At 43.9% G+C, this 13004-nt stretch carries 11 protein-coding genes; 2 read left to right on the top strand and 9 right to left on the bottom strand.

Translation table 11 applies throughout. The features are described from left to right. Positions 1–2: 2 nt before the first annotated feature. Positions 3–710 carry an ABC transporter ATP-binding protein gene (locus tag OC193_RS21500; RefSeq protein ID WP_048661052.1) on the bottom strand — a complete coding sequence of 236 codons (708 nt, stop codon included), beginning with the start codon at positions 708–710 and terminating at the stop codon, positions 3–5. A gap of 474 nt (positions 711–1184) precedes the next feature. Here OC193_RS21500 and OC193_RS21495 point away from each other — a divergent pair, with 474 nt between their 5' ends. Beyond that, a complete protein-coding gene (locus OC193_RS21495) occupies positions 1185–1886 on the top strand; it encodes a hypothetical protein (RefSeq protein WP_048662410.1) in 702 nt (233 codons plus the stop codon). A 192-nt stretch (positions 1887–2078) separates the two neighbouring features. Here the strand turns inward: OC193_RS21495 and OC193_RS21490 are convergent, their stop codons facing one another. From OC193_RS21490 to OC193_RS21480, 3 genes are all read right to left on the bottom strand, one after another. Beyond that, positions 2079–3983, bottom strand: a complete 1905-nt coding sequence (locus OC193_RS21490; protein WP_048662409.1) for a bifunctional metallophosphatase/5'-nucleotidase — start codon at positions 3981–3983, stop codon at positions 2079–2081. 299 nt (positions 3984–4282) lie between these two features. Continuing rightward, the gene (locus OC193_RS21485) at positions 4283–5272 is read right to left on the bottom strand and encodes a zinc-dependent alcohol dehydrogenase family protein (protein WP_048662408.1); all 990 of its coding nucleotides are present in this window, start codon (positions 5270–5272) and stop codon (positions 4283–4285) included. A 20-nt stretch (positions 5273–5292) separates the two neighbouring features. Continuing rightward, positions 5293–6081 (bottom strand): phytanoyl-CoA dioxygenase family protein, encoded by a 789-nt coding sequence (locus tag OC193_RS21480; RefSeq protein ID WP_048661057.1) that lies wholly within the window; start codon positions 6079–6081, stop codon positions 5293–5295. A gap of 303 nt (positions 6082–6384) precedes the next feature. Here OC193_RS21480 and OC193_RS21475 point away from each other — a divergent pair, with 303 nt between their 5' ends. Beyond that, positions 6385–7572 carry a GGDEF domain-containing protein gene (locus OC193_RS21475; RefSeq protein WP_048661058.1) on the top strand — a complete coding sequence of 396 codons (1188 nt, stop codon included), beginning with the start codon at positions 6385–6387 and terminating at the stop codon, positions 7570–7572. A 53-nt stretch (positions 7573–7625) separates the two neighbouring features. Here the strand turns inward: OC193_RS21475 and OC193_RS21470 are convergent, their stop codons facing one another. From OC193_RS21470 to OC193_RS21450, 5 genes are all read right to left on the bottom strand, one after another. Next, on the bottom strand, positions 7626–7871 hold the full coding sequence (locus OC193_RS21470; protein ID WP_048661059.1) for a hypothetical protein: 246 nt from the start codon (positions 7869–7871) through the stop codon (positions 7626–7628). 160 nt (positions 7872–8031) lie between these two features. Next, positions 8032–8913 (bottom strand): DMT family transporter, encoded by an 882-nt coding sequence (locus OC193_RS21465; protein ID WP_048661060.1) that lies wholly within the window; start codon positions 8911–8913, stop codon positions 8032–8034. A 143-nt stretch (positions 8914–9056) separates the two neighbouring features. Further along, positions 9057–10388: an MFS transporter gene (locus OC193_RS21460; RefSeq protein ID WP_048662407.1), complete on the bottom strand. Its 1332-nt coding sequence runs from the start codon at positions 10386–10388 to the stop codon at positions 9057–9059. A 231-nt stretch (positions 10389–10619) separates the two neighbouring features. Further along, on the bottom strand, positions 10620–12131 hold the full coding sequence (locus OC193_RS21455) for a DUF1214 domain-containing protein (protein ID WP_048662406.1): 1512 nt from the start codon (positions 12129–12131) through the stop codon (positions 10620–10622). A gap of 67 nt (positions 12132–12198) precedes the next feature. Continuing rightward, positions 12199–12987, bottom strand: a complete 789-nt coding sequence (locus OC193_RS21450; RefSeq protein ID WP_048662405.1) for a hypothetical protein — start codon at positions 12985–12987, stop codon at positions 12199–12201. Positions 12988–13004: the final 17 nt, after the last annotated feature.

The raw sequence follows: 13004 nt of genomic DNA, 5'->3' as shown, positions 1-13004 counted from the left end.
GATTACTCACAAAGTTGCTGCTCTTTGGCTTGGGTTCGATCTGCGTTCTTCAAACAACCATCATCTAACACCAATTTTGTCTGCATAAAGCTGGCGCATTCTGGGCTGTGCGTAACCAAAAGCACGGCAGTGTTGCCTTGCGTGGTAATTTCACTGAGCAGTTTCATTACCTCAATACCTGCTTTGTGGTCGAGGTTGCCTGTGGGTTCGTCGGCAAGCAGTAGTTTGGGTTTGTGTGCTAGTGCACGCGCTATTGCGACTCGTTGTTGCTGACCGCCAGAGAGTGCGGATACATGTCTTTCGAGTAGCTCGCTGATACCCAATGCATCAACTAAATAGTCGCACCAGTCGCTCCATTTCTGTTGATTTAAATGAAGAGGGAAGGCGATGTTTTGTTTTACGTTGAGTGGGGTTAACAAGTTGAACTGTTGAAAGATAACGCCTAATTTTTGATGGCGGAATCGGCTCCACTGTGGATCTTTCCAATTTAATGTATTTTCGCCATCGAGCCACAACTCGCCACCAGATAGAGGTTCAAAGCCCGCAATGATGTTCAGCAGAGTACTCTTCCCACTGCCACTCGCCCCTGTTAAAGCCACGCTTGCCCTTGTCGCCAAAGCGAAGTCGACATTGTCCAACACGTGATGGATATCTTTACCATCAACAAAGCTTTTGATGGCATGTGTGAGTGTGACAATTGGGCTTTCCATTTCCTTTCCTTATAACCAAAAATTACCATCAAAAGGTGTCGTTACTTGTGGCAATTACCAAAACGGCAAGCTCTATAAAACTGTAGACAACAATTTCAAACAATAGAGCGATTTATATCGAATTATTAATAACTTGTACTTCAAAAAGAGGGAAATAGATCAGTGAGAGGGAGAATACAGTTGGTGGTGGGAGCTTAGAGTCACTATGGAGGCTTTTGGATTTATCGTTAGATGGTTCGTGATCTCGTTTAAGTGCAATAAATCGTAGCTCAACTTATTAAACGTTTTATTTATGAAGGTGGGGTGGGTTGGTATTTCTCTAAATCGTTCCTGTTACTTTGTGAGTTAATGTATGTAAAGCAGGCTCGATGCTTAGATGTCCTTTGCAAGGAAGCAAGTATTCATGCGCATTTTTTTGGTTTAAAATACTGATTAAAAACATAAGTTTAAATAATGAAATATTGAGAAGTTAGTATGATCAGGTTTATTAAGCTACATTCCATCATTTCAATCCTTGCTGTAGTAAGCGCTTGTTTATTGTTAGCGTTCGAGTTTATATTTAGCGAAACAACTGAGTTGTTTAAAGGTGGGGCTGCATTAGTATCGATTTTGGTTAATTTATCACTATCTTTTCTTTCTGGTCTTTTATTCTACATTTTAACTGTCTATTTACCTGCAGATGAAAAGCGCAGGAGAAACGCACAAAGCTGTATTAAAACCACACGAAATCTTAGCTTCAAAATTCGTTATTTTTTACTGAGACTAAATGGTCAAGTAATAAGATGTGATGAAAGAGTAATCCCTTCTATATCACTAGTTTCTCCCCAACTAAAGATTGCACGTGTTCAGTCTGATTCACCTGTTAGTACCGCTACTCCCGGTATAATGATGAATAATATTCAAGCGTTAGAGCATTTCTTAGTTGATGGTTTGATTAAGGAAATTTCACTTGTTGAAGTCTTAGCCATAAATTTTGAACCAGAATACTTAGAGGCGCTCTATGAGTTAAAACGTTGTAGTTTGATTGAAGATGTGACGAACTATCCTCCTGCAATGTGGCATTGGTGTGAAAAAGATACTCTACAAAAGTACGAGAATAATTTTATAGATTTACTCAATAAGGCCCAAGATTTGGTTGATGTTACAGAAAAATATTATGGCATAGTTAGGGTATAGGTGAGTCTAGTGCCGCTTTATCATATAGCTTATTTATTGCGATAAATATTTGATGTATAGATTTCCCTAAACGTTTTAAATATCAAATATAAATTGTCTAATCGGGACTCTAAAACGAGCGCAAGATAACACAATCAACGACTTAACCACGCTCTAAGCGTCGTTAAGTCGTTATTGGTTTGAGGTCAGAGCTTAATTGAGCGCTTTGATCAGAGTGATTTCGCGTTTGATTTGCTTACTCTCTTGCTCAGTTGCCTGCGCCAGTTTCTTTTCGCGTGTGGTTATGGCTGTTTGTTTGGCTTCGTCAGATTTGAACATCAGCTCTTTCACGTTGATAGAAGCGATGTTTGTGTAGCGGCCATCGTCACTGGTTGGGATTGATATGGTTTCATCATTAATCAATGACTTTACGATCTCACGCTGTTCGTTGTAGCGGCTTTCTAAACCAGAAAGTGCCCAACGCTGCTGAGGTTTGCCTTCATACTGGCCGTTCTTTTCTTCTTTAAGATACTTGATGGTCATATTACGGATTGTGCCTGCTTCTTCTCCATACTCGGCTTCAGTATCAAAGAGTACAGGGAACGATTCACCCTCTAGCACGCCGCCTTGCTTGGTTAGATGACCCATTCGATAGCTATTCATACCAATGCGGATTTCTGTTTCATCTTTTACCGGTGTGCCATCAGCAAACGCGAGGTTGGTGATGCGTGTACCTGCAGGCTGAGTGAGGTCGATGGTATAAGTTACGCCCGCGAAGAAGTCATTGGTCGAATATTTTGAAGCTCTACGTTCAGGGTTAAAGCTGTAGGTCACATCGCCAGGTTGTACTGAGTTGAAGTAGCCCGCAGACCATTCCATGTAGGTTCTTAACTCTTTGCCTGTCATCTGGTAGACAGTGATTTCGCCACCTGCATATTGGTAGTTGTACGCGATGTCTTTGGCTTTGATTGGGCCAACATCGAGCTCTGCATTGTCATTGTCTATTTGAAGTGCGATGACATTGGCTTTAGGTGCATAGAAGAAGCTCGCTTCTTGGTATAGCGCACTGATGCCTGTGTCTTGAACATGGACTTGAGGGATACCGCGGATTTCGTTTTCAGGGACTAAATCAACGCCGGTAAGCTGAGCGACAGGTCGATTCGCCATTTCTCGGAGTTGTTTATGATAAGGCTGGTATAGCTCGTCCATATTCTCATCAGAATCGATACCTTTGATTTTATAAGTGAAGCTGTCTTTGTTGACGAGAGTGAATGTGCCATCGCGCTCTTCAAATTGAAGATCGATACGAGATAGGGCTCGGCCATATTTGTCGGGCTCAGTAATAATAACGCCATTCACAACGGCCTTATCGATGCGAGTGTGCATGTGGCCAGCAACAATGGCATCAAGCTCTGGGTTTGCGTTGGCAATGTCTGTGACACCGGTGTCGGCAATGTCATTCTCGTTCTCAATCCCCATATGGGCAACCAATACGATAGCATCCACTTTATCATCAATCTCTTTGACGATTTTCTTCACTTCCAAGGTTGGATTAGTGAAAGTGACGCCTTCTAAACGGTTGGTACCTTGCGCAAAGACCTCCGTCATTGGGGTATCCATTCCGATCACGCCGATCTTAATGCCACCGCGTTCTAGAATGGTGTAACCCGGTAAGAATGGATTTCCGTTTTTGTTCTTGATGTTGCCGCCGAGAGACTGCCCTTTAAATTGGGTAACGGCTCTGTTGAGCGTTTTAAGGCCAAAGTCGAATTCGTGGTTACCTAAAACCCACACATCATATTTCATGTGATTAAAGCCAAGCATCATTGGATCAACGGGCTCGTCTTTGAAGGTTTCTACGAAGTTGCCTTGGATGGTGTCGCCAGCGTCGACAAGGATAATGTTAGATTGCTCTTTGCGGATCTCACCAACCTTGGTCGCGATTTGGCTCAAGCTACCACGAGTGTTGAGTTTATCTGCCGCGTAATCCCACGCCATAAAATGACCGTGGATATCTGAAGTACCCAGTATCGTGACATCGTGTATGTCGCCATCAGCTGCAAAGGTCGGAAAGGCTAGAGAGAGTAGGATGGCGCTTGATAGTATGTGTCTTTTCATAAGTATGTTCACATCGTGGTTTTAAGTATGACGCTACCATATAGAATCGAGATTACCTTATGGGTGATCAGTGTCATATTTATGGTGATGTAACTTACTGGTGTTTCAAATAAATGTGATTCATGACTATCTCGTAACCACTTAAGTTACGATGAAACTCACTACAACTCTTCGCTATCTTTTAATACTCCGAATTCTTTGATCAAACTTTCTATGCGTTGGTGTATTAATAAGCACGTTTGTAAGCTGTTGAACGTCTTGCCTGTTGAGATAAACAAGGTATATCGTCCAACTTTCACTTACTGTGGCTGTAATATGATCTTGCCGTTCAAGCGTATGGTTTTCGATTCAATGAGATCAATCGCGGTTTGCACTTCATCGAATGGCAGATAGCGGTCAATGTCGAGCTGAATGTCGTTTGTGATGAAGTGATCTAGCATGGTCGTGAACTTATCACGGCGAACATCTTTACCTTCCGCTTCTTCCCAATAACGTAAGAAGAAGGTACTGAAATCGATGTGTTGGCTTTTCGCGTATTCAAAGAAGCGTGGCTCGTAAAAATCCAGCGACAACGTCCCATAGTTGATAAAGCGCCCATTGTTGCCAAGGGTGTGAATAAGATCGGTTCCGGGTGAACCGCCAATCGCATCAAAGGCAACGGTTGGCATAGGTAAGTCTAACGCCTTAATTTGATAAACTAGATTAGCGTTCGCATCTAACACCCAACTGGAAGTGGTTGGGTATTGTGTCGGCTGTGATGTAACGACAATGATTTGGAAGCCGAGTGATACTGATAACTGGGAGAAGATCTTACCGATGGCAGAGCTGCCTGCGTTGATGATCAACACATCTTCTTGGGTCAGCTTAGCCACTTCTGTCGTCAACACCCATGCGGTTAGCGCATTAATGTACAACTGGCAGGCGTAGCCATTTTCTAGATGCTGAGGAATTTGGAACAGGTCATCTGGTGATACATCGACATAGTTCTGCCATGTTCCACTGGTTGCCACAAGCACGCGCTGATCCACTGCAAACTCTGCATGACTGGACTCGATAACCCTTCCTACCGCTTCAAACCCCGGTACTCTCGGCGGCTGGTGGCTATGTTTGTATTGGCCCACACCATAAATCGACAACAGATCACTAGGGTTGATGTTAGTCGCTTCAATTTGTACTCGAACTTTATCTTTGTCTAGTGCCCCTAAAGCGACATGTTCTAACTTGAGAGATTCTTTTGGCTGACCGAAACGGAACTGGCTAATTCGGGTATTTTGCTTAGTGTCAGTCATAGTTCCGGTACCTTTATGGATTATGAGTACTGCATTGATTTTAAGTGTAGCGTGTTCATAAACAATCTTGGGTCGCTAATATTGCTCAACATAGCTGGTGTTGGTAAACAGTCGTCATCAACGTAGTCGACATAGTCTGCCGCCGAATCGAAGATCAAAATATCCAAAGCTAAACGATCCAAGCCATAACGGCCTCGGTGGATCATATCCGCTGAAAACACCAATAAGTCCCCGGCTGCTAATGGTATTTGCTTACCGCCAGATATGTCATCGCTGCTCACTTTGCCGTTTTCTTCTTGGCGAACATTGTACTCTTCTTCGTTGTCCCAGCGCTTATGTGTTCCGGGGATAAGCTCCATACCTGGCTCATCAAAAAGGGGCACTCGCAGATGCAATACCTGGGTTTCCATGATGACTTTCATCTGGTCATCAATGTCGTAGTCGTATTGACAGTCACGATGCCAGAAGTCTTTTTGCTGCGGGTTTACTGGGTTGAAGAACAGCTGTGTATTCATGAATGCCGGTTTGTTCGGAATCACCGCATCGACCACTTCCATGACTTTTTTTGAGCTGATGAAGTTGAAAAGTACGCGTCTATCTTCGGTTGGCAAATACTCACTTCCCGTAATCAAAGACGAGTTAAATGCTTCTTCTTGATAGAATTCTTCGTTGTCTGCTTTCCATGATTCATGGAATTTCAGCACGACTTTTCTTAGCGATGCAATTTGAGCTTCATTGAAATAATTTCTGATAACAAAGTAACCATGTTCGTCGTATTGGCTACTTAATTGTTGGCTGTTTTCTACCACTGACTACCTTCATTCATTCTGTACCGCGTAATAACTACAGATTTCTTGAGCGCATAATGCCAGACAGTCGTCATTCAACCAAGTAACGAGTGAAGAAGCGTGTAGATTCAGTGATGTTATAAAGCCATATGGGGCGAGTTTTACATACCTATCCATATCATGGACTCATGCGATACCGATCTCCCCATATGTGACACATCCCCTATTTTACAAAGTGTAATGATTCATATAGTGAATAAATTTATGATTTCGATAACTATTGACCATGTTATAATTTAATTGGCTTAGGGAAGAGAGTAAATCATGGATGGTTTTTCGCTGGATATGAGAACACTTAATTTTATTATTATTTTGTTCTCTTTCATTTACTGCATTGGCTTGTTGCTGTTCCAATTTACCCAACAGTCCATTAAAGGGCTTTCAATTTTTTCCATTTCAATATTTGTTATCGGAAGTGGGCCGTTGATGTTGAGCCTAAGAGGGGAACTCCCTGATTGGATCACTGTTATTGGCGCCAACATGGTCATTGCGCTTGGCTTTCATCTCGCTTTGTATAGCTTATGCCTGTTTCGAGAATATTCCCTAAAATGCACCTACCTAAGTAGTCTGATGATGTTGGCTCTTTTGCCATGTTTTATTTATTTTACGTACTACGAACCTTCCATCAAGGCTCGAATCATCCTCATTAGTTTCTATTTGGCCTTTGTGACTGTTTGTACTGCCTTTGCGGTATTGAAGGGTCAACGCGATGACTTAACCTTAGCAACTCGGATGATGGCCTTGTCATTTTTGATATATGGCGGGTTTATGGTTTTCCGAGTAACGGTGACGTTATTTTCAGCTGAGCTGGAGGATTTCATGGCGGCCGCACTTATTCATCAACTTGCCTTTTTAGTCAGTATTGTTCTTATCGTATCGATGAGCTTCACGATGCTCTGGTTGATTAATGCAAGGTTACTTAGGTCTATTCATGACCTGTCTTACAGTGATCCTTTAACGGCACTTGGAAACCGCAGAGCATTAGATGAAATGGTTCCAGTCATCATGAAGCAGGCGGGTACTACGCCTGTCAGTGCCATTATGATGGATATTGATAATTTTAAGTCGATCAATGATCAACACGGACACATTGTGGGTGATCTCGTGATCAAGTCTTTTGCTGAAATGGTTCAAAGTGCGATAAAAACATCGCCAACAGCCAGCGCGTTCCGTTTTGGCGGAGACGAGATAATGATTTTATTACCCAATGTCAATTTCCTACAAGCACAGGCTATTGCTTGTAAGCTGCGATTGTCTATTTCAGAGATCTCAGCCGTGCAAGGAAAAGAGATGTTTCTGACGTCGAGTTTCGGTGTCGCTCAGCTTCACCCACATGAGAATTGGGATGGGTTTATTAGTCGAGCCGACAAAGCGTTGTATCAAGCGAAAACAAACGGTCGCAATATGACTTCAATTTGTCCTAGCCATATTAACGAGCTCGTCACTGCCTGATGATGACAGGTCTTTATGCGTTAGTTTGCCCCGCCACTATTTTGATACAGCCATTATATTGTTGGCTGTGGCGCTGAGTCTGTTTTTTGGCTTTGCGTTAAAGTCTGTGAGGCAGTGGCTTCAGTTTCTTCTGCAGACGTAAAATGTTTATCAGTTAACGTTACAGTCATTGCTTCATGTTTCACAGTTGTGGTTGCCGTTTTTGATTGGGATTGGTTTATCGTCGCGGGTTCAGCGAATACCATCATTGAGGTTGTAAAAAAGATCGTTGCTAGTGCGATTTGAGCGAGCGTTTTCATTGGGCTGTATCCTATTGGGTTATGATTAATAGCTGATACGAGCACTATAAAAATTATGTGGCGGTCGTTCTTATCATTTTATGCCACGGTAAGATTTATACTGTGGATGAATATTTTGTTCGGGTATTATTTGCCAACGCCCAAGCATTGAGAAACTTACTCATTGCCACATCACTAATACTGCTGCGATAGAGAGTAAGATGAGCGCAACAATGTCTTTGCGCGCGATGCTTTGCCCCAACCAGAAGTAAGATATCAACACCATAAAGACCACCTCAACTTGTCCCAACGTTTTCACATAAGGCACGGCTTGAAGTGACATCGCACTAAACCAGCCAAGAGAACCAATCACACTGGCTAAGCTTGTCATCACCACCAATCTCGACTTCTTGAATATCTGGTGTAACGTGTCGCGTTCTCTGAAAAAGAGGTACGTACAGATAATCACTGTTTGAAGGGAAATAACTAGGAACAGCACCCACGCTGCGCTGTGAGGGAAGGGTAAGCCAATGCTCAAGCTAGCTTCACGTACCCAAAGAGACGTTAAAGCAAAGGCGGTGCTACACGCCATACCTAACAAGAACACTTTCGGGGACAAGCTTCGCCAGCCAGAAGCGCTACTCATGATTAGCACGCCTAAAGTACCAATAAGTACGCCGACCCAACCTGTCACTGTTAATGCGGTGCCAAAAAACAACACGGAGAGCACCGCAGAAACAGGAGCTTCACACTTGGCTAACCCAGCGCCTATCGCATAGTTTTCTAGCTTGAACAGCATCACCATTAAGCCGGTCGCGAGGATCTGCATAATGGCGGCAGCAACAATATAGAAAACAAATTCACCCGAAAAGTCGGGGATAGCTACAGGCTGCCATTGATAGAGGGTGTAGAGGTAAATAAGGGCTATTGGGCCAGCCCAAATAAAACGCGCCAACGTCACGCCAGCCACGCTCATGGTGCCACTGAGTTTGCTTTGAAAGGCATTGCGCCAAGATTGGCTAAAGGCTGCGAGAAGAGTAAAGGCGATCCAACTAAAAGACATGACGCTTCCATGTGTGATGTAATTTGATGATGATACTAACAAAAAATCACATGATAAGAAGCGACATAGTCTATTTACAGCCAGAGGCTCACTTTTACTCTCTATTCGGTATTAGAGCGTTCTTGAAAAAATCGACGTTTTCTTCAAAAGATTGGCTGTTTTTTGTTTTTGAAATAGAACAACGCGCTAATCAAAACGAACAATAAAGCGAAGTAGTAGCAGAACGAAGATAGCGATGCTAGGAAGGCGAGGTTCTGTTCTATCTCTTGCTCTGTGTAATTATTAGAGACCAACTTGTAGTAATAAGCATACAAAATACCGATCAAGCCATACCCAAGGTTAAACATCAGGCCTTTGAAGCTGAGAACGGTCGCTCGGTTGTGTGATTCCGTCTTTTTGTTCAGGTGGTAGCTAATGAATATGTTCATCGTCATGATGATAAAGATCAGCACCAACGCGGGAATCACGCCATAAATCGACCAACCTAAACTGGTCCAATAGTAGGTCGCCATGCTCGCTAACCCCATGACCACAATGAAGGTTTTAGGCTCGATGCTTTCTGCCAATCTACGGCTTTGTCCCGCCAAGATGATTTTGAGTAAACTGATCCCCGCGCCAATAAAACCGAAGTAGATGATAGGAATATCGATCGCGAGATAGTATTGGCTGTTCATGGTTAGGAACATTCTCGAGGTGTGTTCGAACAGGCTGTAGTACAGCAAGATGAACAGCACGTAAGGCGTAGCAAGTACCCACTTACCTGTGTCAGCCGTTAATTTAAGGCTGGCGATGGTGGTTGCTAATTTGGTTTGATCGCTTGGCATCACCTTTTTCTCTTCGCGCATGTTAACCGCGGCATAAATGGCGATCATAGCGACAAACAGAGTAGCGAAAACAGGGATGCGCATGAGGTCTTTGGTGCTTTCTGGCTCTGCTAATCCGAGAGCATGAAAGATGTTCGTCATAAAATTCACGTCGTACATCGCAGCACCAATCAAGGTGACAAAGATCCCCACACTAGACGCGACACGAAGCTGGATTTGTAACACCCGCGGCCATAACTCTTCGTTACCTTGCTCTTTCAAGGTGTCGTAAGCCAATGCCTCGTCGGCTCCACTGGCCAACGCCATCGCTAAGCCACTTAATATCCGGTTAACCAGAAAAACAATGAAGACAAGATTTGCGTCTCCAGTCGGCACTAGCGCGATCATCGCGATCTCAATGAACATGACAATCGAAGACAGCACTACAAGCTTTTTGCGACCCAAGGTATCGGCGAACGCCCCTGATGGTACTTCTGCAAGCACGATGGTCGCCGCCCAAACTACGTTTAGCATGGCAAACTGAGAGAGGGTTAATCCGTAATCTAAATAGAGTAGGGTGAAAATAGGGTAATAAAAACGCGCAAAGTAGCTGCTTCTGAACATCAAGAAGTAGCGGACATTGGGAATTTTAAGGATCTCTTTGAGCGTCATGATAATTTCAGTAATTTAGATAATACATCATTATGTATACCTCTTTTCTCTATTTAAATCATGGGATTGTTGTAAGAATCGGAAAACTTTTGATGAGCTTGTCTCTCTGTACATATAAAGGCTAAAAATATAAAGGAGCTAACAAGAGGAGGAGCAACTAGGCTCCTCTTCTTGTTTTTATTACTTCATCTAACTTGATAATTGTTCCTGATGAAATTTTCTTATAGGCGATTAATCCACACGCTTGAAGTTAGGCAATAAGGTTTCTGGCTGCTGCGCTACAAATGCTTTACTTGGTGAGTATGCACGGAAGTAAACAAACCAGTTTTCGTCTTCTCGTGTTTGCACCCAGTTAGCTTCATTCACACCTGCTGGCTTAGTTGGCGAGAAGTGGAAGGTGTAATTGCCTTGTGCGTCTTTGACCGTTCCCTCGATGTTTGAACCTACATCTGCACGCTCAATGTCGTTGTCGATAATGGCGCGGTTCTCAACGTTATAAATAGTGATTGTCCAGAACAGATCCGCGAAGTTTACATCACCATCCAGAGTCAGAGTGTAGTGGTTGCTGCCATTAAGCCCCTTACCACTGTCATCGCGGTAGTTGTCTAGATAGATCTGGCCCCAACCGCCATTCTCAAAACCGTGCATTGCTACGTCGTTAGTTACAGCTTCGTAGAACCATGCTGCGCGTCCATCGAGATCCATACCGTAGTAACGATCTTGGTTTGGTGTTGAAGCCGTCGCTACTTCCCAAAAGTTGCCTTCCTTACCGTAAGCTGCGTGTGGCAAGCGTTCTGTTTTGTTGAAGTCGATATTCTTAACCATAGCTTCCCCCATCACTACAGCTTGTTCTAAAATCTCACGCTGCTGACCTGATGGTTCAAACGTCTTACCTTTCTCAATACCCAAGGGACGTAGCATGTCGTGCATCATGCGATCACGCTCTGCTACTGGCTCAGCTTGAATGGCTTCATTCAACGTATTCCAAAATGCCATGCCTCTTGGGTGTTTGGCATCTTCACCACGCTCAGGGAAGTTTACGCCGTTATCACTCAGTGGCTTTCCGTTGAGGTTGGTAATTTTCAGGGCCTCTAAGTCTTTCATACGTTGCTGGTCGGACTCTGCCATTAAGCGAACGCCAAAGAAAACATAGTTGGTGTCTGACTCAAAAACCTGAGCGCCTTTTGGCAGATTACTCGGTGTCTCAGACCCTTTGGCTTTTACCACGTAGACGCCCGGCTCGGTCATCTGAGAAATTCCGATCTGCCACATGGTGTGTACTGCGCCGCGCAGTTCATCTGTGGGGATTTCTATAACAACGGGCTCTTTTTCTACGTTAAACCAAGTAATCGCGTAAGGCGTAGAGGTGTTGTAAGTTAAGCCGCCTAGCTTAGATTCATGAGACTCAACATAAGTAATTTGACCATCTTCTGCCCCCATGTCTGCATAGGCTTGTTTCCATGCGTAGTTTGACACCAAAGGCACTGACCAAATGTAAGCTTGTGACGCGCGTTGATAGTCCATTAGTTCGAACAGTTTTGCTGAGCTTTCTTGTGTTGGAATACCATGAAGAAAGTCGGTTTCGAAGGTGAAGTCTCCCGCACGTGTTTGAAGGGTTTCTGTTGGGTTATCGTTTCCAGCAATCGCCGTTGCTGAAAACAAGGCTGTTATAGAAACGAGCATCGCTGTTGATCGCAGTGGATGTGTGAAAGTACTGGCAAGGGCTTTAGATATCATGTTCATAATGTGTCCTCAAAACTTAAACTTATTCGTTCAAGCGAAACCAGCTCGTTAAAGCCGAAATCACTACTTAAAATTGGTAGTTAAATTCGATACGGTGATCGCCGTCTTCGATACTTGTGTTTTCTGTCCAGTTTGCGAAATAACGAACGTTGGCTCTTGGATTGATTTGATAGCTCGCTGCAAATTCATGCGCGAGTACTGAGTCACTGCCCTCAAAGCCAAAATCTTTGAACGTTGAAGACCCCGACATTGTGCCTAAATACATTGGGTTATAGTTCAGCCAAATCTTGTCAGTCAGTTGCATCTTGGCGTACATACCTGCGACGTAGAAAGTACCGTGCATGTTGTAGCGGTCGCGAAGTTGATCGGCATCGAGATCGCCTCCTTCGCCTTTAACCAACTCTTCACCTGCTGCGATACCGACACCAGCGAGCGGGTAGAAGTTAAACATGCCCATTTGTGGTAAAGCTTGAATAAAGCTGTAAGACGCGCTGCCTTGGTTGTTATCGAAATCCCAAGACATATCAACTTGCGAGCCTCGGCCATTAGTTAGGTCTACGCCGAAGTTTCTAAAGCGGAAGGAATCAATACTGTCGTCTGCACCTCGCCCGCTCCAACCAATCGCCTCACCAGCGATACCTTTGATTTCGAACACATTCATGCCCATAGTGGTATCACTGCCCGTGTCGTAGGTTTGCCCAACTTTTAGGTTTAAGCCCTTGTCGGTGTAGCCGAAGCCTGCTTGTGTGTAGACCGCTAATGGGTCTGACATATCTTGAACTTCTGTTTCTTCAGCGATAGCACCGCTAGCTAACAAAAGAGGGGTTAGAGAAAGGATCGAACGTTGTAATAACATAGCTGCCTCATAGAGTT

It is taken from the genome of Vibrio crassostreae (assembly GCF_024347415.1).
Lineage (GTDB): Bacteria > Pseudomonadota > Gammaproteobacteria > Enterobacterales > Vibrionaceae > Vibrio > Vibrio crassostreae.
This window is presented reverse-complemented; position numbering and strand designations above follow the sequence as displayed.